The organism is Streptomyces sp. NPDC045998, from assembly GCF_056430285.1.
The window spans coordinates 934,950-960,598 of sequence record NZ_JBWKLJ010000001.1 but is presented as its reverse complement, the minus strand read 5'-3'; the positions used below and the strand labels follow the sequence as shown (position 1 = coordinate 960,598).

Below are 25,649 nucleotides of genomic sequence, written 5' to 3'. Positions count from 1 at the left end.
AGTTGGACGGGTACCCGTCTCACTTGACGCTGTTCGTGGCCGCTCCCTAGCGTGTCCACGTTTGTGAATGCCGTCTACGCAGTTGAGCCGTACCCAGCTGAGCCGTCGGCCCTACCGAGGAGATCCGCCCATGCCCGCTCCCCGCACCGTCCTGCTCACCGGCGCCGCCGGCGGCGTCGGCACCCTGATGCGGGGGCTGCTGCCCGCGTACGGCTACGACCTCCGCCTCCTCGACGTGACGCCCATCGACGGCGAGCCGGACGCCATCACCGCGGACCTGGCCGACCAGGACGCCCTGCGCGAGGCGGTCCGGGGCGTGGACGCGATCGTCCACCTGGCGGGCATCTCCCTGGAGGCCCCCTTCGAGAAGATCCTGCGCGCCAACATCGAGGGCACGTACCACCTCTACGAGGCGGCCCGGGAGGAGGGCGTACGGCGGATCGTCTTCGCCTCCAGCAACCACGCCGTCGGCTTCACCCCCCGCCCGCACGGATCGGACCCGCTGATCCCGGTGGACACCCCGCACCGCCCGGACACCCTCTACGGACTGTCCAAGTGCTTCGGCGAGGACCTGGCCCAGCTCTACTGGGACCTGCACGGCATCGAAACCGTCTCCGTACGGATCGGCTCCTGCTTCATGGAGCCCACCTCCGTGCGGATGCTGTCCGTCTGGCTGAGCCCGGGCGACGGGGCCCGCCTCTTCCACGCGGCGCTCACCGCGGAGGACGTCCACCACACCGTGGTGTACGGATCGTCGGCCAACACCCGCCTGTGGTGGGACCTGTCCTCGGCGCGGGCGCTCGGCTACGAGCCGCAGGACGACTCGGAGCAGTACGCCCCGAAGCTCGTCGCCGAGCACGGCGAGCTGGACGACGCCAACCCGGAGCACCGGGTCCTGGGCGGCCATTTCGCCACGAACCCGCCGCAGTGGCCGCACTGACCCGTGACCGGAGTGGCCCAAGGGGACGAAGGTAAGGGAACGGCAAAGCGGTCCCGCTCGTTACGTCAGGCATGACAGCTATGACCCCCGGCTCGAACATCCCCCTCACCGCCACCCGGGTGGCGGTGGACGTCTCCGCGCCCGTGCGGCTCGACGTATCGGGCCTGCTGCTCACCGCCGAAGGCAAGGTGCGCTCCGACGACGACTTCATCTTCTACAACCAGCCCTCCGGCGCCGGTGTCACCTACCGCTCCGGCGGCGGCACCGCCCCCGACGCGGTGATCGTGGACACCGCCGCCGTACCGCCGGGCATCGAGAAGATCGTCGTCACCGCGAGCCCGGACGCGGCTGGCCAGACCTTCCAGGGCATCGAACCCACCGCTACCCTCCGCGACGCCGACGGCGGCGCCGTCCTCGCCACCTTCACCCCGCCCCGGCTGGGCTCCGAGACGGCCCTGGTCGTGGTGGAGGTCTACCGCCGGGGCGGCGCCTGGAAGGCGCGCGCGGTCGGCCAGGGGTACGCCAACGGGCTCGCGGGCATCGCGACGGACTTCGGCGTGTCCGTGGACGAGGAGCCGGCCGCCGCACCGACCCCGGCCGCGGCCCCCGCTCCGGCCCCGGTGGCCGCGGCGCCCGTGACCCCGGCCCCGGCCCCGGCCGCGCCTCCCGTACCGGCCGCGCCCCCTGCCACCGGGAAGATCAACCTCGACAAGGGCCGCGTCAGCCTCCAGAAGAACCAGACCGTCTCCCTCGTCAAGGGCGGCCAGCCGCTGCTGTCCCAGGTCAAGATGGGCCTCGGCTGGGAGCCCGCGTACCGCGGCAAGGACATCGACCTCGACGCCTCCGTCATCGCCTACGGCCCCCAGCGCAACCACCTGGACAGCTGCTACTTCGGCAAGCTGTCCATCCTGGGCGGCGCCGTCAAGCACTCCGGCGACAACCTCACGGGCGAGGGCGCCGGCGACGACGAGGTGATCACGGTCGACCTGGGCCGGCTGCCGGCCGACGCGACGGGCCTGGTCTTCACCGTCAACTCCTTCTCCGGGCAGAAGTTCACCGAGGTCGCCAAGGCCTACTGCCGGCTGATGGACGCGGCCACCGGCGAGGAGCTGGTGCGCTTCGACCTCACCACGGCCGAGCCGCAGACCGGCGTGATGATGGCGAAGCTCATCAAGCAGTTCTCCGGTGAGTGGGAGATGACCGCGATGGGCGAGTTCGTGAAGTCGCGCACGGTCCGCGGCATGGTGAAGCCGGCGGCGCAGGCGCTGTGATACCCCCGGCCGACCCGGCTCACCCGGCTTCCCCGGCGGACGGCGCCGCTCCCCCTTCCCCTCCCCCGGTGGCGTTCCCCGCCACCGGCCGCCGCGTCCTGGTCAGCGGCGCCTCACGGGGCCTGGGGCGCGCCGTCGCCCAGGCCTTCGCGGCCAACGGCGACCGGGTCGCGGTCCACTACTCCACGCGCGGCGAGGAGGCGCGGCGCACGCTGGAGTCCCTGCCGGGCACGGGCCACGTCCTCACCCCCGGCGACCTTTCCGACCCGGCGCAGGCCGCCCGGGTCGCGGACGCCGCGGCGTCCGCGCTCGGCGGCCTGGACGTGCTCGTCAACAACGCGGCGGTCAACATCCGGCACCCCCTGGCCGAGACGCCGTACGACGCGTGGGTGGCGCTCTGGCAACAGCACGTCTCCGTCAACCTCCTGGCCACGGCGCACCTGAGCCACCTCGCCGCGCGCCGCATGATCGACCAGGGCGCGGGCGGGCGCATCGTGAACATCGGCTCCCGCGGCGCCTTCCGCGGCGAACCGGACCATCCCGCCTACGGCGCCACCAAGGCCGCCGTCCACGCCCTCGGCCAGTCACTGGCGGTCTCCCTGGCGCCGCACGGCATCGCGGTCGCGTCCGTCGCGCCCGGCTTCTTCGCCACCGAGCGCGTCGCTGACCGGCTGACGGGCCCGGAGGGGGAGGCGATCCGGGCGCAGAGCCCCTTCGGCCGGGTGGGCACGGCGGAGGAGATCGCGGCGGCGGTGCTGTGGCTGGCCTCGCCGGAGGCCGAGTGGTCCTCCGGCACGATCCTGGACCTCAACGGCGCCTCCCACCTGCGCGGCTGAAGCGGAATCAGGGCGGGGCGGCCGCGCCGCGGGCGGGCCGGCGTAACGAAGCCCCGCCCCGAGCGACGAGCGCCCGGGGCGGGCGCGGGGGCGCGAGCCCCTGCGCCTCCACGCCCCTACGCCCCGCCCACGCCTACGCCTACGTCCTCACGCGCCCGCGCGCGACCGTGCCTTGAACGCGGCCTTCCGGGCCGCCTTCGCCACCCGCTTGTCGCGGTGCAGACGGCCCATCGCCTCCAGCACCTCCGGTGTCGCCGGGTGCTCGACGCGCCAGGCGGTGTCGAAGAAGCCGCTGTGCTGGCCCGTCAGGCCCTCCACCAGGTCCTGGAGCTCCTCCAGTTCGCCCTGCGCGTCCAGTTGCGCCGCGATCGTGTCGATGGCCAGCCAGAAGATCATCGACTCCGGCGGCGCCGGCACGTCCGCCGCGCCCCGCTCCGCGAGCCACACCCGCGCGAGCCCGCCCAGCTCCGGGTCGTCCAGCACCTCCCGTACCGCCGGCTCCGCCTCCGCGCCCGCCAGGGTGAGCGCCTGCTGACAGTGGAGCCGCCGCAGCGGCGAGTCCGCGTCCGTGCCCTTCGCGGCGGCCAGGAGCTCGCGCGCCGCGGCGACCGGCTCCCGCCGGGCCAGCCACTCCCGCGTCTCGGCCCGTGCGGCCCCCTCGGGGAAGTGCGCGACGCCCGCCAGCAGCGCCTCCGCGCCCTTGTCCGCGAGGTCGCCCACCGCCGGCGCGTCCACGCCCGCGTCCAGCATGCGCGCCCGGACGCCGTACAGGCCCAGCGGCGTGAGCCGCACCATCCCGTACCGCGACACGTCCTCGTCGTCGCCGACCGCGACCGGCTCCGCGTCGCCCGCCTCCGCCATCAGCGCCTCGTCGACGGGCGTGTACTCCACGAGCCCGATCGGCTCCAGGACCCGGAACTGGTCGTCCAGCCGCATCATCGCCTCCGACACCTGCTCCAGGATGTCGTCGGTCGGTTCGCCCATGTCGTCCGGGAGGATCATCGACGCGGCGAGCGCGGGCAGCGGCACCGGGCCCGGCGCGCGGCCCGTCTCCGCCGCGCCGCTCTCCGAGACGGTCAGCAGGTACAGGTTGCCGAGGACCCCGTCGAGGAACTCGGCCTCCCCCTCCGGGTCCCAGTCCAGCGCCTCCAGGTCGATCCGGCCGTCCTCGCCGACGACGTCCGCGAGGTCGTCGAGCAGCGGCGCGGTGGCGTCCGCGAACACCGTCTCCAGGCCGTCGAGCCACAGCGCCAGCACGTCCTGCGGTGAACCGCCCGTGATCAGCGGCAGGTTCTCGCCCGCCGCGACGGACGCCTCCCCCGCCTCGTCCGCGCCCTCCGCCGGGTCCTCGACCTCCACCAGCCCGGTGTCGACGGCGACCCGCCACGCCTCGCTCGCGTACGCCGCCCCGTCCTCGTCCGCCGGCAGCCCCAGCACCTCCGCGGCGGCCGGCAGCAGCTCCTCGACGAGCTCGCCCCCGGCGCCGACCCGCGTCCCGGGCCCCGCCCAGCGGGCGAGCCGGACGGCCCGGGCCAGCAGCGGGGCGGCGAGCGCGTCACGCGCCAGCTCCGCGTCCGAGGGCAGCCGCACCGGCGGCAGGGTGGGACGGTCTGACGACATCAGGGGTCTCTCCTCGGGACGGGGAAGGGGTCCGGGCGGCCCCCAGCGTAGACGCATTTGGGTGCATGTCCGGTGGTTCATGTACCGGTCAACCCCCGTACACCCGCCAACCCTTGACAACTGCCCCGCACACACAAGACATTGACGCGCGTAGATCTGCAACCCCGATCCACACCCCCACCTCCCACCACCATCGGAGCCTCTCCATGCGCCCCTCTCCCCTGCCGAGAACCGCAGCCGTATCGGCCGTCGTCGCCGCCGCGCTCGCCGCCGGCCTGCTCGCCGCCTCCCCGTCCGCGTCCGCCCCGGCCGCCTCCACCACGGCCGCCGACTCGGCCGCCGAGGCGATACGCGTCCACGACATCCAGGGCTCCACCCGCATATCCCCGCTCGTCGGCCGCCAGGTCACCGCCGTGCCCGGCATCGTCACCGGCGTCCGCGCCTACGGCTCGAAGGGCTTCTGGATCCAGGACGCGCAGCCCGACGCCGACCCCGCCACCAGCGAGGGCCTGTTCGTCTTCACCGGCTCCGCCCCCACCGTCGCCGTCGGCGACGCCGTGACGGTCTCGGGCACGGTCACCGAGTACGTCCCGGGCGGCACGTCCTCCGGCAACCAGTCCCTCACGCAGATCAGCAAGCCCACCGTCACGGTGGTCTCCTCCGGCAACCCGCTCCCGGCGCCCACCGTCGTCTCCGCCCGCTCGGTGCCGTCGGCGTACGCGCCCGAGGGCGACCCGGCGGCCGGGGGCTCCATCAACGGCCTGCCGCTGCGCCCGGGTTCGTACGCCCTGGACTACCTCGAGTCGCTGGAGGGCACGAACGTCCGCATCGGCTCCTCCCGGGTCGTCACCGCGAGCAACGAGCACGCCGAGCTGTGGGTGACGGTGAAGCCGCACGAGAACCCGAGCGCCCGCGGCGGCGCGGTCTACGGCTCGTACGCCTCCCAGAACACCGGCCGTCTGAAGATCCAGTCGCTCGTCCCGCTCGCCCAGCAGCCGTTCCCCAAGGCGAACGTCGGCGACTGGCTGACCGGCACGACCGAGGGCCCGCTGGACTTCAACCAGTTCGGCGGCTACACCCTCGCCGCCCGCACCCTCGGCACGCTCGCCGACCGGGGCCTGGAGCGCGAGGTCACCGAGAAGCAGCACCGCAGCGAGCTGGCCGTGGCCACGTACAACGTGGAGAACCTCGACCCGGGCGACCCGCAGGAGAAGTTCGACGCGCTGGCGAAGGCGGTCGTGGAGAACCTCGCCTCGCCCGACATCGTGGCCCTGGAGGAGATCCAGGACAACAACGGCGCGAAGAACGACGGTACGGTCGCCGCCGACCAGACGCTCAAGAAGTTCACGGACGCGATCGTCGCGGCCGGCGGCCCGGCGTACGAGTGGCGCAGCATCGACCCGGCCGACGGCAAGGACGGCGGCGAGCCGGGCGGCAACATCCGGCAGGTGTTCCTCTTCAACCCCGAGCGCGTGTCCTTCACCGACCGCGCGGGCGGCGACGCGGCGACGGCGACCGGGGTCGTCCGGGAGAAGGGCCGGGCGGCCCTGACGCACTCCCCCGGCCGGATCGACCCGGCGAACTCCGCCTGGGACAACAGCCGCAAGCCGCTGGCGGGCGAGTTCACCTTCCGGGGCCGTACGGTCTTCGTGATCGCGAACCACTTCGGCTCGAAGGGCGGCGACGAGTCGCTGGTCTCTCACCGCCAGCCGCCGAACCGTTCCTCCGAGACGAAGCGGCTCCAGCAGGCCCAGGCCGTCAACGCCTTCGTGAAGGACGTCCTGAAGGTGCAGCGGACCGCCGACGTCGTCGTCCTCGGCGACATCAACGACTTCGAGTTCTCGGCGACGACGAAGGCCCTGACGGACGGCGGCGCGCTGTACCCGGCGGTGATGTCGCTGCCGCGCGCCGAGCGGTACTCGTACGTCTTCCAGGGCAACAGCCAGGTGCTGGACCAGATCCTGACGAGCCCGTCGATCCGCGACTTCACGTACGACAGCGTGCACATCAACGCCGAGTTCGCGGACCAGAACAGCGACCACGACCCGCAGGTGCTGCGCTTCCGCCCGTAGGGCCCCGCACGGGTCAGGCGGTTACGGCGGTTACGCGCCCGGGCGCAGGCTCAGCGCGGGCGCGTACCGCTTGACCCCGCCCCCGACGACACCGGGGTAGGACAGCACCCTGCGCCACTGCGGGGTGTCCGACCCGATCCCGTCGCCGGGGGCGGCGAGCGCCTCGACGTGGGCCCGGGCGCTCTCCCACTCGGCGTAGTTGAGGACGCGGGTGCCGTCGAGGCTGACGTGGAAGTTCCCGGAAATGGCCCCCGGGATGGGCCGCGGCTCGGTCTCCAGCGCCTCGAAAACCCCGTCCACCCAGTGCCGCTGCCGCTCCGCGTCCGCGCCCTCGAACTCGACGTCGACGATGACGACGCACCCGGGCGCCCGGCTGTCGCCCTCGGCCGGCCCGTCCGTGCGGTAGAGCTCGTACGAGAAGAGGCCCACGCGCTCGATGCCGGGCACGGCCGCGTCGATCTCGTCGACCCGTTCGTCGCGATGGCCGGTGAAGAACGCGCGGTAGGTCTCCTCGTCGCGCCACTGCGAGTAGTGGAAGAGGGTGTCGCCGTCCTCCCCGGCGTACACGGTGTACGACAGGAGGCCATCGACCGGCCAGTCGCGGGTCTGCCAGGCCTTGGCGATGGCCTCCACTGCGGCGCTCTGCCGCTCGGGCGTCCCCACGCGCCAGGTGCTCGCCTTGACGACACCGGCGTCGGGCCGGGAGATCCGCGGGCGGGCGTCGGGGCCGAAGGTCGCGATCGTACGTGCCATGGCTGCTGCCTCTCGGATGCGCTGCCGCCCCCCATTCGGTGCGGCCGGAACCCCATGATCAGACGTCAACCGCGCTTGAGGTCAACAGCCGGCGCCCCTCCCTTCTCACCCCGGCCAGGTGCCGGTCAGCCGCCGGACCCCGACCGCGCCGGAGCGGTCCACGGCCGCCTTGACGACGGCGAAGATGGCGCCTTCGATCGCGGCCGCGAGCAGGATCTCCTTCCACTCGCGCTCCTCGTCCATGGCGTCCGGGGCGTCTCCGTTGCCGACCGCCGCCCAGGCGCGGGAGAAGAGCGTGCTCGCGATGGCACCGCTCGCCATGCCGAGGAGGAGGCCGACGGGCCGGTAGAGGAGCTTCTGCTTCCTCTTCTTCTTGTGCTGCTTCTTCTGCTTGTCCGCCATTCCCGCGCTCACCCCCACTTACCGCTGCGCCGCAGCTGCCAGACCACGATCCCCGCGACCACCATGGCCGCGACGGCGGCGAGGACCGGGCGCGGGTGGTTGCGCACGGGTTCCGGGGTCTTGTCGTGCACCAGGTGGGCGGCGCGCGCCTTCACATCGGTCTTGGCCATCAGCTGGTCGATCGTCTCGCCCAGCTCCTGGCGCTTGCGCGCCGCTTCGCGCCGCAGCTCGTCCGGTCCGGGCGCCTTACGCGTCTCCCGTGTCATCGGTGGACCCTCTCCTTGATCTCGTGGACGTCCGAACGCATCCCGTCGATCGCCCGCTCGGGCTTGGGCGGCACCGCGGCCTTCAGCTGCTTGCGGCCGAGGAGGGCGAGGATTCCGGCGAGCACCAGGAACACTCCGGTGGCGATGAGCACCGAGGCCCATACGTCGAGGGCCAGGTTCAGCAGGGCGGCCACGGTGGCCCAGATCCCGATCAAGCCGACGTACCCGACGGCGGCCGCGGCACCGAGCAGCCCGCCGCCCTTGCCCGCGCGTTTGCCCTTCTGCATCATCTCGGCCTGCGCGGTGCGCATCTCGGTCCTGACCAGGTCCGTGAGCTGCTCCGACGCCTGCTTCACCAGCTCGCCGACCGACGGTTCTCCGGCCATGGCAACGCCTCCCATCTCGTACGGGGAGCTTCGGGTACCCGCCTTCCGGTGCTCGGAACCCCGCCACCATTAAGCACCACTAACGTCTTGGTGCAAGAAGATCTAAGTAGACCTTCACTGATCGGCCGGTCACACTGCGTACATGATCCACACCACCACCGCCCCGCCCTTCGGCCGCGCCCTGTGCGCGATGGTCACGCCCTTCACCGCCTCCGGCGAGCAGCCGGACCTGGACCGGGCGCAGGAGCTGGCGGCGCACCTGGTCGCCGAGGGCTGCGACGGACTCGTCCTGAACGGGACGACGGGCGAATCGCCGACCACCAGCGACGCCGAGAAGGCCGCGCTGGTACGGGCGGTGCGCGAGGCCGTCGGCACGCGCGCGGCCCTGGTGGCCGGGGTCGGCACGGCGGACACCAGCCACACCGTCGAGCTGGCCCGCCAGGCGGAGGCGGCGGGCGCCGACGGGCTGCTCGTGGTGCCCCCGTACTACAGCCGCCCGCCGCAGGCGGCGATCGAGGCGCACTTCCGGCGGGTGGCGGACGCGACGGGCCTGCCGCTGGCGCTGTACGACATCCCGGGCCGCACGGGTGTCCGCATCGAGCCGGAGACCGTGCTGCGGCTCGCGGACCATCCGCGGATCGTGGCGGTGAAGGACTGCGCGTACGACCTGCTGGGCTCGGCCAAGGTCATCGCGCGCACGTCACTGGCGTACTACTCGGGCTGCGACGAGCTGAACCTCCCGCTGTACGCGATCGGCGGCGCGGGCTTCGTCAGTACGGTGGCGAACGTGGCGCCGGGCCCCATGCGCGCGGTGCTGGACGCCTTCGACGCGGGCGACACGGCCCTGGCCGCCCGTCTCCACCAGCGCACGCTGCCGCTGACGGAATTGATGATGGCGTCGGGCCTGCCGGGCGCGGTGACGGTCAAGGCCCTGCTCGCCACCGGCCCGGTACGGGAACCGCTGCAGCCCGCCGACCGGCGAACGGTCGACGGGCTGCGTGCGGCGTACGAGGAACTGCTCCGGCACCCGGTGCGGCCCCCGGTTCAGGAGCCGGTCACCTGATTGCTCCCGAGGATCGACACGTGCTCCAGCACGTCCTCCATCGGGTCGTCGATCTGGCCGATCGACAGCAGGGTGATGCGGTGCCCGTTGTCGGACCCCCGGTGGCTCTCGTCGGCCTGCGCGGCCGCCCCGGACGAGAACACGGCCGCCAACGCGAGCACCCCGGGAACGATCAACCTGCCGGTCTTCATATCAGCCGTCCCTCGCCTTGCCCATTCGTGTGATACGCGCCGACCTGCTTATCGGTCCTACGGACCGAAAGGTCACGCGACATCACCCGATCCGGCGGTCTGAGCGGGTGGCTCAGTTGTGGCTGTGCAGGATGTCGTTCAGGCCGCCCCACACCGCGTTGTTCGGCCGGGCCTCGACGGTGCCGGTGACCGAGTTGCGGCGGAAGAGGATGTTCGAGGCGCCCGAGAGCTCGCGCGCCTTGACGATCTGGCCGTCGGGCATGGTCACCCGCGTGCCTGCCGTGACGTACAGGCCGGCCTCGACGACGCACTCGTCGCCGAGCGCGATGCCGACGCCCGCCTCCGCGCCGACGAGGCAGCGCTCGCCGATGGAGATGATGACGTTGCCGCCGCCGGAGAGGGTGCCCATGGTGGAGGCGCCGCCGCCGATGTCCGAGCCGTCGCCGATGACGACACCGGCGGAGATGCGGCCCTCGACCATGGAGGTGCCGAGGGTGCCGGCGTTGAAGTTGACGAAGCCCTCGTGCATGACGGTGGTGCCGGAGCCGAGGTGCGCGCCGAGCCGGACGCGGTCGGCGTCGGCGATGCGGACGCCCGTGGGGACGACGTAGTCCGTCATGCGCGGGAACTTGTCGATGCTGGTGACCTGGAGGTGCAGGCCCTCGGCACGGGCGTTCAGCCGGACCTTCTCGACGTCGTCGACGGCGACGGGGCCGAGGCTCGTCCAGGCCACGTTGGCGAGGTGCGCGAAGATGCCGTCGAGGTTCTGCCCGTGCGGCTTGACCAGCCGGTGGCTGAGCAGGTGCAGCCGCAGGTACACGTCGTGCGCGTCGAGCGGCTTCTCGTCGAGCGAGCTGATGACCGTGCGTACGGCGACGACCTCGACGCCCCGGCGGGCGTCGACGCCGATGGCCTTGGCGGCGCCTTCCCCGAGCAGGTTGACGGCCTGGTCGGAGGTGAGCCGCTCGGTCCCGGCCGGTCCGGCGGCCTCGGTGAGCTCGGGCGCGGGGAACCAGGTGTCGAGAACGGTGCCGTCGCCGGCGATGGTGGCGAGGCCGGCGGCGACGGCGCCGGTGGTGCGAGGTGCAGACGGTGCAGAAGTCATGCAGGAAACCTAACCGCCGGTCGCCCGCTCAGGCGAACCGGTCTCACTGTACGGAGAAACGGCCGTGCCCTCCGGAAAGGGACCGGAGGGCACGGCGTCAAGGACGTGCGGGATCTCAGACGTTGAAGCCGAGAGCGCGCAGCTGCTCCCGCCCGTCGTCCGTGATCTTGTCCGGGCCCCACGGCGGCATCCAGACCCAGTTGATCTTCAGCTCGCTCACGATGCCGTCCGTCGCGGCCTTCGCCTGGTCCTCGATCACGTCCGTCAGCGGGCAGGCCGCCGACGTCAGCGTCATGTCCAGGGTCGCGATGTTGGCGTCGTCGATGTGGATGCCGTAGATGAGGCCGAGGTTGACGACGTCGATGCCCAGCTCGGGGTCGACGACGTCGTACAGCGCCTCGCGGATCTCCTCCTCGGACGCCGGCTTCATCGGGGCGGCCTCGGCCGCGGGTGCCGTCTCGGCGGCCGTCGAGGCGGCCTCGGCCGGCTCGGCCGTCGCCGTCGTCTCCGCCGTGTCGGCCGTCTGGTTCTCGGTCATGCGGTCTTCCTCTCCGCGCCCTCACCCATCACCTGGGCCGTCGCGTCCTTCCAGGCCATCCAGCTCAGCAGGGCGCACTTCACCCGGGCCGGGTACTTGGAGACGCCGGCGAACGCGACCGCGTCCTCCAGCACCTCCTCCATGGCGTCGTCCGGCTCGATCCTGCCCTTGGACTGCATCAGCTCCAGGAACGTGCCCTGGATCTGCTGCGCCTCGGCGAGTTCCTTGCCGACGAGGAGTTCATTCAGTACGGACGCCGACGCCTGGCTGATGGAACAGCCCTGGCCCTCGTACGAGACGTCCGCGACGCGCGTGCCGTCGTACTTCACGCGCAGCGTGATCTCGTCACCGCACGTCGGGTTGACGTGGTGCACCTCGGCGTCGCCGTCCCGCAAGCCCCGGCCGTGCGGGTTCTTGTAGTGGTCCAGGATGACGTCCTGGTACATCGAATCCAGCTTCACACCCGCTCCTAGCCGAAGAAGTTCCGGACGTGCTCCAGGCCCGCCACGAGGGCGTCCACCTCGGCCGGCGTGGAGTACAGATAGAACGACGCTCGCGTGGTCGCAGGAATTCCGTACCGCAGGCAGACCGGCCGGGCGCAGTGGTGCCCGACCCGGACGGCGATGCCCTGCTCGTCGAGGACCTGGCCCACGTCGTGCGGGTGGATGTCGCCGAGCGTGAAGGAGATCGCCGCACCGCGGTCCTCGGCCGTCACCGGGCCGATGATCCGCAGGTCGGGGACTTCCCGGAGGCGCTGGATGGCGTACTCCGTGATCGCGTGCTCATGCGCGGCGATCTTGTCCATGCCGATCGAGGAGAGGTAGTCCACGGCCGCGCCGAGGCCGACGGCCTGCGCGATCGGGGGCGTACCGGCCTCGAACTTGTGCGGGGCGGGGGCGTACGTCGACGAGCTCATGGAGACCGTCTCGATCATCTCGCCACCGCCGAGGAACGGCGGGAGGTCCTCCAGCAGCTCCTGGCGGCCCCACAGCACGCCGATGCCCGTCGGGCCGCACATCTTGTGGCCGGTGAAGGCCACGAAGTCGGCCTGGAGGGCCTGGACGTCCAGCGGCATGTGCGGGGCCGCCTGCGAGGCGTCGATCAGCACCAGGGCGCCGACGTCCTGGGCGCGGCGCACGAGCGCCTCGACCGGGTTGACGGTGCCCATGATGTTGGAGACCAGCGTGAAGGAGACGATCTTCGTCTTCTCGGTGATGATCTCTTCGATGTTCGACAGGTCGAGCCGGCCGTCGTCGGTCAGCCCGAACCACTTCAGCTTCGCGCCGGTGCGCTGCGCGAGCAGCTGCCACGGAACGATGTTGGAGTGGTGCTCCATCTCCGTGATGACGATCTCGGTCTCGTGGTCGACCCGGTAGGGCTCGTCGGCCCAGCCCAGCATGTTCGCCACGAGGTTGAGCGACTCCGAGGCGTTCTTGGTGAAGATCACCTCGTTGCGGCTCGGCGCGTTGATGAAGGCGGCGACCTTGTCGCGCGCGCCCTCGTACAGCGCCGTGGCCTCCTCGGCCAGCACATGCACGCCGCGGTGCACGTTGGCGTTGTGCTGTTCGTAGTACTCACTCAGCACGTCGATGACCTGGCGCGGCGTCTGCGAGGTCGCCGCGTTGTCCAGGTACACCAGCTTCTTGCCGTCGTGGAGCACCCGGTCGAGGATCGGGAAGTCCTTGCGGATCGCCTCGGTGTCGAGAAGGCCCGGCAGCTGTGTCACGCGGATACGCCACCCTTCGTGTACGACTCGTAGCCCTCGTTCTCCAGCTTGTCGGCGAGCTCGGGGCCGCCCGACTCGACGATCCGGCCGGCGGAGAAGACGTGGACGAAGTCCGGCTTGATGTAGCGCAGGATGCGCGTGTAGTGCGTGATCAGCAGGGTGCCGACCTCACCGGTCTCACGGACGCGGTTGACGCCCTCGGAGACGATGCGCAGCGCGTCGACGTCCAGGCCGGAGTCGGTCTCGTCGAGGATCGCGACCTTCGGCTTGAGGAGCTCCAGCTGGAGGATCTCGTGGCGCTTCTTCTCACCGCCGGAGAAGCCCTCGTTGACATTGCGCTCGGCGAAGGAGGGGTCCATGTTGAGGCGCTCCATGGCCTCCTTGACCTCCTTCACCCAGGTGCGCAGCTTGGGGGCCTCGCCGCGGACGGCGGTGGCGGAGGTGCGCAGGAAGTTGCTCACCGAGACGCCCGGGACCTCGACCGGGTACTGCATGGCGAGGAAGAGGCCGGCGCGGGCGCGCTCGTCGACGGACATCTCCAGGACGTCCTCGCCGTCGAGGGTGACGGTGCCGCCGGTGATCGTGTACTTGGGGTGACCCGCCAGCGAGTACGCGAGCGTCGACTTGCCGGAGCCGTTGGGGCCCATGATGGCGTGGGTCTCGCCCTGCTTCACGGTCAGGTCGACGCCCTTGAGGATCTCCTTCGTGGCGTTGTCGGCCTCGACGGAGACGTGCAGGTCGCGGATTTCAAGCGTTGCCATGGGTGACTCAGGACTCCTGGGTGACGGAGACGAGCACATCGTCCCCTTCGATCTGTACGGGGTATACGGGGACGGGGCGCGTCGCGGGAAGGCCGGACGGCTTGCCGGTGCGGAGGTCGAAGGCGGAGCCGTGCAGCCAGCACTCGATCTGGCAGTCCTCCACCTCGCCCTCCGAGAGCGAGACGTTCGCGTGCGAGCAGATGTCGTGGATCGCGAACACCTCCCCCTCGGTGTGGACGATGGAGACCGGCGTGCCGTCGATCTCCACCCTCTTCGGGGTGTCCTCCTCCAGCTCGCTCAGCCCACAGGCGCGGACGAAGGGCATCAGAGCGACGCCTCCAGCTCGGCCTCGATCTTGGCGATGAGGCGCTCCTCGACGTCCGGCAGGCCGATCTGCTGGACGAGCTCCGCGAAGAAGCCGCGGACGACGAGGCGGCGCGCCTCGGCCTCCGGGATACCGCGGGCCATCAGGTAGAAGAGCTGCTCGTCGTCGAAGCGGCCGGTGGCGGAGGCGTGACCGGCGCCGGCGATCTCGCCGGTCTCGATCTCCAGGTTCGGCACGGAGTCGACGCGGGCGCCGTCCGTCAGAACCAGGTTGCGGTTCATCTCGTACGTGTCGGTGCCCTCGGCCGCGGCCTGGATGAGGACGTCGCCGATCCACACGGCGTGCGCGTTCTCGCCCTGCAGCGCGCCCTTGTAGGCCACGTTGGACTTGCAGTGCGGGGTGTTGTGGTCGACCAGGAGGCGGTGCTCCTGGTGCTGGCCCTTCTCGGTGAAGTACAGGCCGAAGAGCTCGGCCTCGCCGCCGGTCGCGGCGTACTGCACGCGCGGGTGCAGGCGGACCAGGTCACCGCCGAAGGTGACGACGACCGACTTGAAGGAGGCGTCCCGGCCGACCAGCGCGTTGTGCTGGCCGACGTGGACGGCCTTCTCGTCCCAGTCCTGGATGGAGACGACGGTGAGCTTGGCACCGTCGCCGATCAGGTAGTCGACGTTGGCGGCGAGCACCGCGTCACCGGTGTGGTCGATGACCACGACGGCCTCGGCGAAGGCGCCGAGCTCGATGACCTGGTGGCCGAAGGCGGTGCCGCCCTCGCCGTGCACGGAGATCCGGACCGGCTCGGTGAGCACGGTCTCCTTGGGCACGGTGACGACCGAGGCCTTCTCGAAGCCGGAGTACGCCTGGGCGGCGACCCGGTCCACCGGGGTGCCGGCCTTGCCGAGCCGCGCGTCGTCGCGGCCGACGGTCTCGACGGTGACGCCCTCGGGCGCCTCCACCTCCACGCGTACGCCGTCGCCGGTGGCGACCGCGGTGCCGTCGTGCAGGCCGCGCAGCCGCTCCAGCGGCGTGAACCGCCACTCCTCCTCGCGGCCGTGCGGGACGGGGAAGTCCGCGACGTCGAAGGACGGGGGGGCGCTCATGCGGGTGGCGACGGTGGACTCGGCGGCCACCGCGATGGAGCCGGCGGTGGTGGAGCCCGCCGGGATGGTCCCCGTCGGGTTGTTCTGGGCCTCAGCCATGGCTGTCGTGTTGCTCTCTTCCTACGTAAAGACTGGTACGGACGGCGGGGGCGGCGTCAGCCGACCGCACCCTCCATCTGCAGCTCGATCAGCCGGTTGAGCTCCAGCGCGTACTCCATCGGCAGCTCCTTGGCGATCGGCTCGACGAAGCCGCGCACGATCATCGCCATCGCCTCGTCCTCCGACAGACCGCGGCTCATCAGGTAGAAGAGCTGGTCCTCGGAGACCTTGGAGACGGTCGCCTCGTGGCCCATGGACACGTCGTCCTCGCGCACGTCGACGTACGGGTACGTGTCCGAGCGGGAGATGGTGTCGACGAGCAGGGCGTCGCAGAGCACGTTCGACTTGGAGCCCGGGGCACCCTCGCCGATCTCGATGAGACCGCGGTAGGAGGTGCGGCCGCCGCCTCGCGCCACCGACTTGGAGACGATGTTGGAGGAGGTGTTCGGGGCCATGTGGACCATCTTGGCGCCGGCGTCCTGGTGCTGGCCCTCGCCCGCGAAGGCGATGGAGAGGGTCTCGCCCTTGGCGTGCTCGCCCATCAGGTACACGGCCGGGTACTTCATCGTCACCTTGGAGCCGATGTTGCCGTCGACCCACTCCATGGTCGCGCCCTCATAGGCCACGGCACGCTTGGTGACCAGGTTGTAGACGTTGTTCGACCAGTTCTGGATCGTCGTGTAGCGGCAGCGGCCGCCCTTCTTGACGATGATCTCCACGACGGCGCTGTGCAGCGAGTCGGAGGAGTAGATCGGGGCGGTGCAGCCCTCGACGTAGTGGACGTAGGCGTCCTCGTCGACGATGATCAGCGTCCGCTCGAACTGGCCCATGTTCTCCGTGTTGATGCGGAAGTAGGCCTGGAGCGGGATGTCGACGTGCACGCCCTTCGGCACGTAGATGAAGGAGCCGCCGGACCACACCGCGGTGTTCAGCGACGCGAACTTGTTGTCGCCGACCGGGATGACCGTGCCGAAGTACTCCTGGAAGAGCTCCGGGTGCTCCTTGAGCGCGGTGTCCGTGTCGAGGAAGATCACGCCCTGCGCCTCCAGGTCCTCGCGGATCTGGTGGTACACGACCTCGGACTCGTACTGGGCGGCGACACCGGCGACGAGGCGCTGCTTCTCCGCCTCCGGGATGCCGAGCTTGTCGTACGTGTTCTTGATGTCCTCGGGCAGGTCCTCCCAGGAAGCGGCCTGCTTCTCGGTGGACCGGACGAAGTACTTGATGTTGTCGAAGTCGATGCCCGACAGGTCGGAGCCCCAGTTCGGCATGGGCTTCTTGTCGAAGAGGCGCAGACCCTTGAGGCGGAGCTTCAGCATCCACTCGGGCTCGTTCTTCTTCGCGGAGATGTCGCGGACGACGTCCTCGGAGAGACCGCGCTTGGCGGTGGCGCCGGCGGCGTCCGGGTCGGCCCAGCCATACTCGTACCGACCCAGGCCCTCGAGCTCGGGGTGGCTGATCTCGGTGGTCATGCGGGGTTCCTCCCGGCCGTGCTTGCGGATGCTGATGGTGTGGTGTGCGTGGTGTGCGGGATGTACGTCGTGCAGACCCCGTCGCCGTGGGCGATGGTCGCCAGTCTCTGCACGTGCGTCCCGAGCAGCCGGCTGAAGACCTCGGTCTCCGCCTCGCACAGCTGCGGGTACCGCTCGGCGACGTGGGCCACCGGGCAGTGGTGCTGGCACAGCTGCTGTCCGACCGGCGCGTTGCGCGCCGTGGCAGCGTACCCGTCGGCGCTCAGCGCCTTGGCGAGCGCCTCCGCGCGGTCCTCGGGCGCCGCGCCCTCGACGGCCTCGCGGTACGCCTCCGCCTGGGCCTCGATCCGGTCGCGCGCGAACGCGGCGACGGCGGCTTCCCCGCCCGCGTTCCGCTCGATCCAGCGCAGGGCCTCGACGGCGAGCGTGTCGTACGACTGGTCGAAGGCGTCCCGGCCGCCGTCCGTCAGGGCGAACACCTTGGCCGGGCGGCCGCGCGTGCGCGCGCCGTAGACGCGCTGCTCGCGCGGGGCGACGACGTCGTCGGCGACGAGCGCGTCGAGATGGCGGCGGACGGCGGCCTGAGTGAGGCCGAGCCGCTGCGCCAGCTCGGCCACCGTGGACGGCCCGTGGTCCAGGATGGACCGCGCGACCCGGTTGCGCGTGGAGCGCTCCCCGGTCGCGAGCTCCTCCGCTGGAGCCTGCTGGGCGTGGCCGACGTTTTTCACAACGCCATTGTTGCGTAATTCGCGAGAGAGTGACAAGCGACGTCCTGACCAGTGGACGGTGCTCTGCGTCACTAAGGGAAGCCTCACCTGACCTGCGGAAACGATCATTGGTGGGATGATTTCCAGCCACCCGCCGCACCTGCCCGGCACCCCTCTGACCGGCCCTTTCGAGCCCTCGCGGGGGCCTGTGGACCGGAGGGCGCCACGAGCTCTTTAGACTTCCCGCATGCGATACGAGTCCGTCGTACGGGTCCAGGGCCTCGTCAAGCGGTACGGGACCAAGACCGCCGTCGACGGCCTCGACCTCGACGTCCGCGCGGGTGGCGTGACCGCCGTCCTCGGGCCCAACGGCGCCGGCAAGACCACGACCATCGAGACCTGCGAGGGCTACCGCCGCCCCGACGCCGGCACCGTGCGCGTCCTCGGACTCGATCCGGTCGCCGACGCCGCGCGCCTGCGCCCCCGCATCGGCGTGATGCTCCAGTCCGGCGGCGTCTACTCCGGCGCCCGCGCCGACGAGATGCTGCGCCACATGGCGAAACTCCACGCCCACCCCCTGGACGTCGACGCGCTGATCGAACGCCTCGGGCTCGGCTCCTGCGGCCGTACGACGTACCGCCGCCTCTCCGGGGGGCAGCAGCAGCGCCTCGCGCTCGCGATGGCGGTGGTCGGGCGGCCCGAGCTGGTCTTCCTGGACGAGCCGACCGCGGGCCTCGACCCGCAGGCCCGCCGCTCCACCTGGGACCTGGTGCGCGAGCTGCGCGCCGACGGGGTCACCACCGTCCTGACGACGCACTTCATGGACGAGGCGGAGGAGCTCGCCGACGACATAGCGATCATCGACGGGGGCCGGGTCGTCGCCCAGGGCAGCCCCGAGGAGCTGTGCCGCGGCGGCGCCGAGAACACCCTGCGCTTCACCGGCCGCCCCGGCCTGGACCTCGGCTCGCTGCTCAAGGCGCTGCCGGACGGGACCGCCGCCGCGGAGCTGACGCCGGGCGCGTACCGGATCAGCGGCACGGTCGACCCCCAGCTGCTCGCCACGGTGACCACCTGGTGCGCGCAGCACGGGGTGATGCCCGACCGCATCTCGGTCGAGCGCCACACCCTCGAAGACGTCTTCCTGACCCTGACCGGCAAGGAGCTGCGCGCATGAGCGCCGGGACCTACACGCCCAAGCCCGGAGCGGCGCCGATCGGCCGGATGATCGCGGCGCAGGCGGCGCTCGAGACGAGAATGCTGCTGCGCAACGGCGAACAGCTGCTGCTCACGGTCGTCATCCCGTCGCTGCTGCTGGTGCTGTTCTCGACCGTCGACATCGTCGACACCGGGAGCGGCGAGGCCGTGGACTTCCTCGCGCCGGGCGTGCTGGCGCTCGCCGTGATGTCGACCGCCTTCACCGGGCAGGCCATCGCGACCGGCTTCGAGCGGCGGTACGGCGTGCTCAAGCGGCTCGGCGCGTCGCCGCTGCCGCGCTGGGCGCTGATGACCGCCAAGACGCTCTCCGTCCTGGTGACGGAGGTGCTCCAGATCGCGCTCCTGACGGTGATCGCGCTGGCGCTCGGCTGGTCGCCGCAGGGCGGCCCGTTCTCCGTGCTCCTGCTGCTCGTCCTCGGTACGGCCGCCTTCTCGGGGCTCGGGCTGCTGATGGCCGGCACGCTGAAGGCGGAGGCGACGCTGGCGGCGGCCAACCTGGTGTTCCTGCTGCTGCTGGTGGGCGGCGGGGTCGTCGTACCGCTGGAGAAGTTCCCGGACGCGGCGCGCGCGGCGCTGGAGCTGCTGCCGATCTCGGCACTGTCGGAGGGCCTGCGGGACGTGCTCCAGCAGGGTGCGCCGATGCCGTGGGGCGCGGCCGGCATCCTGGCGGCATGGGCCGTGCTGGGGCTGGGCGCGGCGGCACGTTTCTTCCGCTGGGAGTAGACCCGGGAGAGAACCGGACACCCCTCGTGAATCCATGCACAAGCGGGCACCTACGATAGGGAACCGTGTTGACCCCCCTCGCCTTCATCGCCCAGCGCTGGACCCCCTCCCCCCGCACGGTCCGGCGCGCCGCGCTCGCCGCCGTCGTGATGAGCGTCGTCATCATCGTCACGGGCGGCGCGGTCCGGCTCACCGGCTCCGGTCTCGGCTGCGACACCTGGCCCAAGTGCACGGACGACAGCCTCTTCGCCACGCCCGCCCAGGGCATCCACGGCGCCATCGAGTTCGGCAACCGCATGCTGACGTACGTCCTGTCGGCGGCGGTCGGCTGGGCGATCATCGCGGCGCGCTCCACCAAGCCGTGGCGGCGCGGGCTGACCCGGCTCGGCTGGGCGCAGTTCTGGGTGGTGATGGTCAACGCGGTCCTCGGCGGCATCACCGTGTGGATGGGCCTCAACCCGTGGACCGTCGCGGGGCACTTCCTCGCCGCGAACGCGCTGCTCACGGTCACCGTGCTCACCTGGGTGCGCGCCGGCGAGGGCGACGGCCCCCGGCGGCCGCGCGTCCCGGGGCCGGTGCGCAAGCTCGGCTGGGCGCTGGTCGTCGTGTCGGGGCTGCTGATCGCCGCCGGTACGACGGTGACGGGCTCCGGCAAGCACGCGGGCGACAGCAGTGACGTGCCGCGCATGCCGTTCGACTTCTCGACGATGGCCCACCTCCACGCGGTCTTCGCCTGGGTGGTGTGCGCGCTGGCGCTGGCGATGTTCTTCGTCCTGCGCGTGGTGGACGCCCCGGACGACACCCGGGCGCGCGCCCGCGACCTGCTGCTGGTGCTGCTGCTCCAGGGCGGCATCGGCTATGTGCAGTACTTCACCGGGGTGCCGGAGGTCCTGGTGGGCCTGCACATGCTGGGCTCGTCGCTGATGTGGATCGCGGTGCTGCGCCTGGCGCTGAGCCTGCGCGAGCGGCCGCCGGCCACCCCGGACATCCCCGCCCCCCAGCAGGCCGGCCCGGCGCTGACCGCCGCCTAGGCCTGATCCGGAGGACAGGCCCTAACCGAGCCCGTACACCCTGCGGGCGTTGCCCGCCGCGAGCATCCCGGCGACCCGTTGCGCGTCCGTACGGGTCCACGCGCCGGCGTACACCCAGTCGTCCAGTACGCGCCCGAGCGCCTCGGTGAACACCCGCGCCCCCACCACGTGCAGCTCGGGCAGGCCGCGGGCGCCGCTGGAGAAGAGGAGCTTGCCGAACGGCGCGAGCTCCAGGGTCTCCGCCAGCACGGCGGCGGCCCGGGGCCCGGTCTGGGCGAGGGCGGCGCCGAGGTCGGCGTACACATGGGGGAAGACGCTCGTCAGATGGGCGGCCTGCCGGTGGTACGGGTAGCCGTGCAGCAGCACCAGGTCCGTGCCGAGGCCGCTGGTGGCGGCGGCGAAGCCGCCGAGGCGTATCGGGTCGTCGACGCCGACGTACAGCTGGAGCGGTCGGCCGGAGGCGACGGCGATCCACAGCAGGTGGCGCAGCAGGACCGGGTCGGTGAGCGGATCCCCGACGCGGCGCCCCGCCAGCCAGCGTCCGGCCGCGCCGCGCACCTCGCCGGGTCCGGGCGGGTCGGGCGCGAGGGCCAGCCCGTGCCGCACGGCGGCGACGGAGGCGAAGGCGACGGCGGAGACGGCCGCGCCGTGGACGGCCTCGGCGAGATTGGCGAGGAGCCCGTCGACGGTGCCGGAGGTGTCGGCGACCTGCTGGGCGAGCGGTTCGAGGCGGACGATCTCACGGACCTCGGCGTCAGCCGTGGCGGCCGTTTCCACCGGACCGGTGAGGTCGCCGGGCGCTCCGGTGTCCACCAGATAGGTGGAGATCCCGGTGGACCGCAGGAGCCGCCGACCCGCTTCGAGGGCACCGAGCTCGCGGCGGCGGGCCAGATAGCGGGCGGGTGAGCAGTGCGGCTCCAGGCCGAGGAGCGGCGGGCACCAGCGCCGTACCGCGAAGCCGGTCTGGGTGTCGAAGAACGTGGTGCCGGGCGCGGGCAGGCCCGCGGCCCTGCCGAGGTGGGCCTCGAACGTGCCGAGGCCCAGTTCCGTGCGGAGCACCCCGTGGCAGTACTGGTCCACCAGCGACGGGGTGTCGAGCATGGCGGGGGCTCCCTGCGGTGGACGCGTCCGATGGACCTTCACAGGTCCTAACGGGTGAACCCCGCGCAAGGTGTTGCCTCGGGAGGCGGGTCAGTCGCCGGCCGGGCCGTTGGACGGGCCGCCGACCTGGATGCCGGCCATCCGGGTCCACTCGTACGGGCCGGTGCGCACCTTCGCCGCGAAGTCGCCGTCGAAGGTCTCGTGGAGCGTGAGCCCGGCCTTCTCGGCGGCGCTCTTCGCGACCTCGTGCGTGGGCGCGACGAGGTCGCCCCAGCCGCCGTCCTCGCCGACGAGCACGATGCGGGTGCCCATCTGGCCGATGTACGCCAGCTGGCCCTCGGCACCGCCGTGCTCCTTGGAGAACGACTGGATCCGCTTGGCGAGCTTGGAGGCCGTGCGCTCGGCGTGCTTGTCCGCCCGGCTCTCCGCCTGCTTCTCCGCCTGCTTGGTGTCTGCCATGAGTGGAATGCTACCGACCAGTAAGGGAACTGGCCAGATCCTCGCTCACGTGAGGCTCACTTCAGGAACGGGTCCACCGCGACCGCCACGAAGAGCAGCGAGACGTAGGTGATGGACCAGTGGAAGAGGCGCATCTCCTTGAGCTTGGCGCCCGTCTCCCCCGCCTTCGCGCGGGCCTGGAGCGCGTGCGCCTCCCACAGCCACCAGCCGCCCGTGGCCAGCGCCACCGCGGTGTAGAACCAGCCGGTGTAGCCGAGCGGCGTCAGCAGCAGGGAGACGGCGACCATCACCCAGCTGTAGAGGACGATCTGCCGGGCCACCACCTTGTTGGAGGCGACGACCGGGAGCATGGGCACGCCCACGCGCGCGTAGTCCTCCTTCACCTTCATCGACAGCGGCCAGTAGTGCGGCGGCGTCCAGAAGAAGATGACGAGGAAGAGGATGACCGCGGCCCAGGACATCGAATTCGTCACGGCCGACCAGCCGATGAGCACGGGCATGCAGCCGGCGATACCGCCCCACACGATGTTCTGCGCGGTACGGCGCTTGAGGATCATCGTGTAGACGACGACGTAGAAAAGCAGCGCGCCGAGCGACAGCCAGGCCGAGAGCCAGTTGACGAGCAGGCCGAACCAGAGCGTGGAGACCACCGCGAGGGTGAGGCCGAAGACCAGGCCCTCGCGCGGCGAGACCATGCCGGTGACCAGCGGACGCTGCGACGTACGGTCCATCAGGGCGTCGATGTCGCGGTCGATGTACATGTTCAGCGCGTTCGCGCCACCGGCCGAGAGGTAACCGCCGAGGCAGGTGGCGAGCACCAGCCACAGGTCCGGCACCCCCTGCTCGGCGAGGAACATCACCGGCACCGTGGTGATCAGCAGCAGCTCGATGATCCGCGGCTTGGTCAGCGCCACGAACGCCTTGACGCGGGCCCCGAATGGCCGCTTGCCGGTGCTCGGTGCTCCGAGCACACCCGCCGGACGGGATTCGACGGCCGTCACGCACACCCCTGACAGAGACTCCCAGCGAGTCGCACCGGACGTGACGACGTAAGGCCGTGAAGGGCCGGTAAGGACTCGCGCGTACCACGCCACTCTAGACGTTGCCCATACCTCGCCCTCCGCCGGGGTGGGCCGTGTTGGGCCGGGTGCAGCAAAGGGCCTGGATGGCGCTCGATTGAGCACTCGGGTGAGCGCCTCCGTATTCATTTGCCGAACACCGAAAGGGCCCGTCGGGAGGCGGGGATCTTCGGGGGACCACACTCTGGAATGACCCGAAAAAATGCGCGTTCTCACGGGGGTAGGCTCGACGACAGCCGGTGAGATCGACGTCACCGGCATTCGACATGTGGAACATGTGGAGAGGAGCCCTGACCCAGGGTGAGCACCAAGCCGACCACCACAGACCTCGAGTGGACCGAATTGGACCAGCGGGCCGTAGACACCGCCCGCATCCTGGCCGCGGACGCCGTACAGAAGGTCGGCAACGGCCATCCCGGTACGGCCATGAGCCTGGCCCCCGCCGCGTACACCCTCTTCCAGAAGGTGATGCGGCACGATCCCTCGGACGCCGACTGGACCGGCCGTGACCGGTTCGTGCTGTCCGCGGGCCACTCCTCGCTGACGCTCTACACCCAGCTGTACCTGGCCGGCTTCGGCCTGGAGCTGGACGACCTGAAGGCGTTCCGCACCTGGGGCTCGAAGACGCCGGGCCACCCCGAGTACGGACACACGGTCGGCGTGGAGACCACGACGGGGCCGCTGGGCCAGGGTGTCGCCAACGCCGTGGGCATGGCGATGGCCGCGCGCTACGAGCGGGGCCTGTTCGACCCGGAGGCCGCGCCGGGCACGTCGCCGTTCGACCACTTCGTCTACTGCATCGCCGGCGACGGCTGCCTGCAGGAGGGCATCTCCGCGGAGGCGTCCTCGACGGCCGGGCACCAGAAGCTCGGCAACCTGATCCTGCTGTGGGACGACAACCACATCTCGATCGAGGGCGACACCGAGACCGCCGTGTCCGAGGACACGATGAAGCGGTACGAGGCGTACGGCTGGCACGTGCAGCGCGTCGAGCCCAAGGAGAACGGCGACCTCGACCCGCAGGCGCTGTTCGACGCCATCCAGGCCGCCAAGGCCGAGACCGAGCGGCCTTCGTTCATCGCGATGCGCTCGATCATCGCCTGGCCCGCGCCGAACGCGCAGAACACCGAGGCCTCGCACGGCTCGGCCCTCGGCGACGAGGAGGTCGCGGCCACCAAGCGCGTCCTGGGCTTCGACCCGGAGAAGACCTTCGAGGTGGCCGACGAGGTCATCGCGCACGCCCGCGAGGCCGTGGACCGCGGCCGCGAGGCCCGTGCCGCCTGGGAGAAGCAGTTCGAGGAGTGGCGCTCCGCCAACCCCGAGCGCGCCGCCGAGTTCGACCGGATCGCCGCGGGCGAGCTGCCGGCCGGCTGGGAGGAGAAGCTCCCGGTGTTCGAGCCCGGCAAGGGCGTCGCCACCCGCGCCGCCTCCGGCAAGGTGCTCCAGGCGCTCGGCGGGGTCATCCCCGAGCTGTGGGGCGGCTCCGCCGACCTCGCCGGCTCGAACAACACGACGATCGACAAGACGTCGTCGTTCCTGCCGAAGGGCAACCCCCTGCCGGAGGCCGACCCGTACGGCCGGACCATCCACTTCGGCATCCGCGAGCACGCGATGGCCGCCGAGATGAACGGCATCGCGCTGCACGGCAACACCCGGATCTTCGGCGGCACCTTCCTGGTGTTCTCCGACTACATGCGCAACGCCGTCCGTCTCTCCGCGCTGATGCACCTGCCGGTGACGTACGTGTGGACGCACGACTCGATCGGCCTCGGCGAGGACGGCCCGACGCACCAGCCGGTGGAGCACCTGGCCTCGCTGCGCGCCATCCCGGGCCTCAACGTCGTGCGCCCGGCGGACGCCAACGAGACGTCGATCGCGTGGCGCGAGATCCTGCGCCGCTGGACCAAGGAGTTCGGCAAGGGCGCCCCGCACGGCCTCGCGCTGACGCGCCAGGGCGTGCCCACGTACGAGTGGAACGACGACGCCGCACGCGGCGGGTACGTGCTGTTCGACGCCGACGGCGGTGAGCCGCAGGTCGTCCTGATCGGTACGGGCTCCGAGGTCCACCTCTGCGTCGAGGCGCGCGAGCAGCTGCAGGCCGCCGGCATCCCGACCCGCGTGGTGTCGATGCCGTCCGTCGAGTGGTTCGAGGAGCAGGACCAGGGGTACCGGGATGCCGTGCTGCCGCCGTCGGTGAAGGCGCGGGTCGCGGTCGAGGCCGGGATCGGCCTGACCTGGCACCGGTACGTGGGCGACGCGGGCCGCATCGTCTCGCTGGAGCACTTCGGTGCCTCCGCGGACGGGAAGGTCCTCTTCCGCGAGTACGGCTTCACCGCCGACAACGTGGCCGCCGCCGCGCGGGAATCGATCGAAGCCGCAGCGCGCTGACGCCGGTATACGACAAGTAGGAG

27 protein-coding genes are annotated in these 25,649 nt (G+C 71.4%); 9 read left to right on the top strand and 18 right to left on the bottom strand.

Annotated features, from left to right (window positions below):
- The first annotated feature begins 130 nt into the window (after positions 1–130).
- The 3 genes from AC07FJ_RS04280 to AC07FJ_RS04270 all read left to right on the top strand — a co-directional run bounded on the left by AC07FJ_RS04280 (position 131) and on the right by AC07FJ_RS04270 (position 3,047).
- On the top strand, positions 131–940 hold the full coding sequence (locus AC07FJ_RS04280; protein ID WP_479044996.1) for an NAD-dependent epimerase/dehydratase family protein: 810 nt from the start codon (positions 131–133) through the stop codon (positions 938–940).
- Positions 941–1,020: 80 nt separating this feature from the next.
- Positions 1,021–2,211 (top strand): TerD family protein, encoded by a 1,191-nt coding sequence (locus AC07FJ_RS04275; RefSeq protein ID WP_479045306.1) that lies wholly within the window; start codon positions 1,021–1,023, stop codon positions 2,209–2,211.
- Positions 2,212–2,279: 68 nt separating this feature from the next.
- Positions 2,280–3,047, top strand: coding sequence for an SDR family NAD(P)-dependent oxidoreductase (locus AC07FJ_RS04270; RefSeq protein ID WP_479044994.1), 768 nt, complete (start codon positions 2,280–2,282; stop codon positions 3,045–3,047).
- Between the two features lie 147 nt (positions 3,048–3,194).
- On the opposite strand, the gene AC07FJ_RS04265 is transcribed toward AC07FJ_RS04270, so the two are convergent.
- Positions 3,195–4,667, bottom strand: a complete 1,473-nt coding sequence (locus AC07FJ_RS04265) for a hypothetical protein (protein WP_479044992.1) — start codon at positions 4,665–4,667, stop codon at positions 3,195–3,197.
- A 206-nt stretch (positions 4,668–4,873) separates the two neighbouring features.
- On the opposite strand from AC07FJ_RS04265, the gene AC07FJ_RS04260 reads away from it, so the two are divergent.
- Positions 4,874–6,739, top strand: a complete 1,866-nt coding sequence (locus tag AC07FJ_RS04260; protein WP_479044991.1) for an endonuclease/exonuclease/phosphatase family protein — start codon at positions 4,874–4,876, stop codon at positions 6,737–6,739.
- Positions 6,740–6,769: 30 nt separating this feature from the next.
- On the opposite strand, the gene AC07FJ_RS04255 is transcribed toward AC07FJ_RS04260, so the two are convergent.
- From AC07FJ_RS04255 to AC07FJ_RS04240, 4 genes are all read right to left on the bottom strand, one after another.
- On the bottom strand, positions 6,770–7,492 hold the full coding sequence (locus AC07FJ_RS04255; protein WP_479044990.1) for an antibiotic biosynthesis monooxygenase: 723 nt from the start codon (positions 7,490–7,492) through the stop codon (positions 6,770–6,772).
- 105 nt (positions 7,493–7,597) lie between these two features.
- Entirely contained in the window at positions 7,598–7,894 is a 297-nt protein-coding gene (locus tag AC07FJ_RS04250; protein WP_479044988.1) for a DUF4235 domain-containing protein, read from the bottom strand.
- An 8-nt stretch (positions 7,895–7,902) separates the two neighbouring features.
- A complete protein-coding gene (locus AC07FJ_RS04245) occupies positions 7,903–8,160 on the bottom strand; it encodes a DUF3618 domain-containing protein (RefSeq protein WP_361414863.1) in 258 nt (85 codons plus the stop codon).
- Positions 8,157–8,546 (bottom strand): phage holin family protein, encoded by a 390-nt coding sequence (locus AC07FJ_RS04240; RefSeq protein ID WP_479044987.1) that lies wholly within the window; start codon positions 8,544–8,546, stop codon positions 8,157–8,159. The genes AC07FJ_RS04245 and AC07FJ_RS04240 overlap by 4 nt, the downstream gene beginning before the upstream one ends.
- A gap of 142 nt (positions 8,547–8,688) precedes the next feature.
- Between AC07FJ_RS04240 and dapA the strand changes: the two genes are divergently transcribed.
- The gene (gene dapA / locus AC07FJ_RS04235; protein WP_479044985.1) at positions 8,689–9,609 is read left to right on the top strand and encodes a 4-hydroxy-tetrahydrodipicolinate synthase; all 921 of its coding nucleotides are present in this window, start codon (positions 8,689–8,691) and stop codon (positions 9,607–9,609) included.
- On the opposite strand, the gene AC07FJ_RS04230 is transcribed toward dapA, so the two are convergent.
- The 10 genes from AC07FJ_RS04230 to AC07FJ_RS04185 form a co-directional block, all read right to left on the bottom strand.
- Positions 9,591–9,800, bottom strand: coding sequence for a hypothetical protein (locus AC07FJ_RS04230; RefSeq protein ID WP_361414857.1), 210 nt, complete (start codon positions 9,798–9,800; stop codon positions 9,591–9,593). The genes dapA and AC07FJ_RS04230 overlap by 19 nt on opposite strands.
- 112 nt (positions 9,801–9,912) lie before the next feature.
- On the bottom strand, positions 9,913–10,905 hold the full coding sequence (gene dapD, locus AC07FJ_RS04225) for a 2,3,4,5-tetrahydropyridine-2,6-dicarboxylate N-succinyltransferase (protein WP_361414855.1): 993 nt from the start codon (positions 10,903–10,905) through the stop codon (positions 9,913–9,915).
- 115 nt (positions 10,906–11,020) lie between these two features.
- Positions 11,021–11,335 (bottom strand): metal-sulfur cluster assembly factor, encoded by a 315-nt coding sequence (locus tag AC07FJ_RS04220; RefSeq protein ID WP_468293426.1) that lies wholly within the window; start codon positions 11,333–11,335, stop codon positions 11,021–11,023.
- A gap of 104 nt (positions 11,336–11,439) precedes the next feature.
- Positions 11,440–11,904 (bottom strand): Fe-S cluster assembly sulfur transfer protein SufU, encoded by a 465-nt coding sequence (gene sufU, locus AC07FJ_RS04215; protein ID WP_361414853.1) that lies wholly within the window; start codon positions 11,902–11,904, stop codon positions 11,440–11,442.
- Positions 11,905–11,912: 8 nt separating this feature from the next.
- Positions 11,913–13,169: a cysteine desulfurase gene (locus AC07FJ_RS04210; RefSeq protein WP_355360189.1), complete on the bottom strand. Its 1,257-nt coding sequence runs from the start codon at positions 13,167–13,169 to the stop codon at positions 11,913–11,915.
- Positions 13,166–13,930 carry a Fe-S cluster assembly ATPase SufC gene (sufC, locus tag AC07FJ_RS04205; protein WP_469241454.1) on the bottom strand — a complete coding sequence of 255 codons (765 nt, stop codon included), beginning with the start codon at positions 13,928–13,930 and terminating at the stop codon, positions 13,166–13,168. Before sufC ends, AC07FJ_RS04210 begins: the two co-directional genes overlap by 4 nt.
- A gap of 7 nt (positions 13,931–13,937) precedes the next feature.
- Entirely contained in the window at positions 13,938–14,255 is a 318-nt protein-coding gene (locus tag AC07FJ_RS04200; RefSeq protein WP_361414848.1) for a non-heme iron oxygenase ferredoxin subunit, read from the bottom strand.
- A complete protein-coding gene (sufD, locus tag AC07FJ_RS04195) occupies positions 14,255–15,451 on the bottom strand; it encodes a Fe-S cluster assembly protein SufD (RefSeq protein WP_468293000.1) in 1,197 nt (398 codons plus the stop codon). Before sufD ends, AC07FJ_RS04200 begins: the two co-directional genes overlap by 1 nt.
- A 56-nt stretch (positions 15,452–15,507) precedes the next feature.
- The gene (gene sufB, locus AC07FJ_RS04190) at positions 15,508–16,923 is read right to left on the bottom strand and encodes a Fe-S cluster assembly protein SufB (protein WP_355360177.1); all 1,416 of its coding nucleotides are present in this window, start codon (positions 16,921–16,923) and stop codon (positions 15,508–15,510) included.
- Positions 16,920–17,651: a helix-turn-helix transcriptional regulator gene (locus tag AC07FJ_RS04185; protein WP_479044982.1), complete on the bottom strand. Its 732-nt coding sequence runs from the start codon at positions 17,649–17,651 to the stop codon at positions 16,920–16,922. The genes sufB and AC07FJ_RS04185 overlap by 4 nt, the downstream gene beginning before the upstream one ends.
- Before the next feature lie 226 nt (positions 17,652–17,877).
- Here AC07FJ_RS04185 and AC07FJ_RS04180 point away from each other — a divergent pair, with 226 nt between their 5' ends.
- The 3 genes from AC07FJ_RS04180 to AC07FJ_RS04170 all read left to right on the top strand — a co-directional run bounded on the left by AC07FJ_RS04180 (position 17,878) and on the right by AC07FJ_RS04170 (position 20,599).
- Positions 17,878–18,804 carry an ABC transporter ATP-binding protein gene (locus tag AC07FJ_RS04180; protein WP_361414842.1) on the top strand — a complete coding sequence of 309 codons (927 nt, stop codon included), beginning with the start codon at positions 17,878–17,880 and terminating at the stop codon, positions 18,802–18,804.
- Complete coding sequence (locus tag AC07FJ_RS04175) at positions 18,801–19,568, top strand: ABC transporter permease (RefSeq protein ID WP_479044981.1); 768 nt, start codon at positions 18,801–18,803, stop codon at positions 19,566–19,568. The genes AC07FJ_RS04180 and AC07FJ_RS04175 overlap by 4 nt, the downstream gene beginning before the upstream one ends.
- Positions 19,569–19,633: 65 nt before the next feature.
- On the top strand, positions 19,634–20,599 hold the full coding sequence (locus AC07FJ_RS04170; RefSeq protein WP_479044978.1) for a COX15/CtaA family protein: 966 nt from the start codon (positions 19,634–19,636) through the stop codon (positions 20,597–20,599).
- A 21-nt stretch (positions 20,600–20,620) separates the two neighbouring features.
- On the opposite strand, the gene AC07FJ_RS04165 is transcribed toward AC07FJ_RS04170, so the two are convergent.
- The 3 genes from AC07FJ_RS04165 to AC07FJ_RS04155 form a co-directional block, all read right to left on the bottom strand.
- Positions 20,621–21,700 carry an amidohydrolase family protein gene (locus AC07FJ_RS04165; protein ID WP_479044976.1) on the bottom strand — a complete coding sequence of 360 codons (1,080 nt, stop codon included), beginning with the start codon at positions 21,698–21,700 and terminating at the stop codon, positions 20,621–20,623.
- Positions 21,701–21,790: 90 nt separating this feature from the next.
- Entirely contained in the window at positions 21,791–22,159 is a 369-nt protein-coding gene (locus AC07FJ_RS04160) for a hypothetical protein (RefSeq protein WP_479044974.1), read from the bottom strand.
- Positions 22,160–22,215: 56 nt separating this feature from the next.
- Complete coding sequence (locus AC07FJ_RS04155) at positions 22,216–23,160, bottom strand: heme o synthase (protein ID WP_361414832.1); 945 nt, start codon at positions 23,158–23,160, stop codon at positions 22,216–22,218.
- Between the two features lie 378 nt (positions 23,161–23,538).
- On the opposite strand from AC07FJ_RS04155, the gene tkt reads away from it, so the two are divergent.
- Positions 23,539–25,626: a transketolase gene (gene tkt, locus AC07FJ_RS04150; RefSeq protein WP_479044972.1), complete on the top strand. Its 2,088-nt coding sequence runs from the start codon at positions 23,539–23,541 to the stop codon at positions 25,624–25,626.
- Positions 25,627–25,649 lie beyond the last annotated feature (23 nt).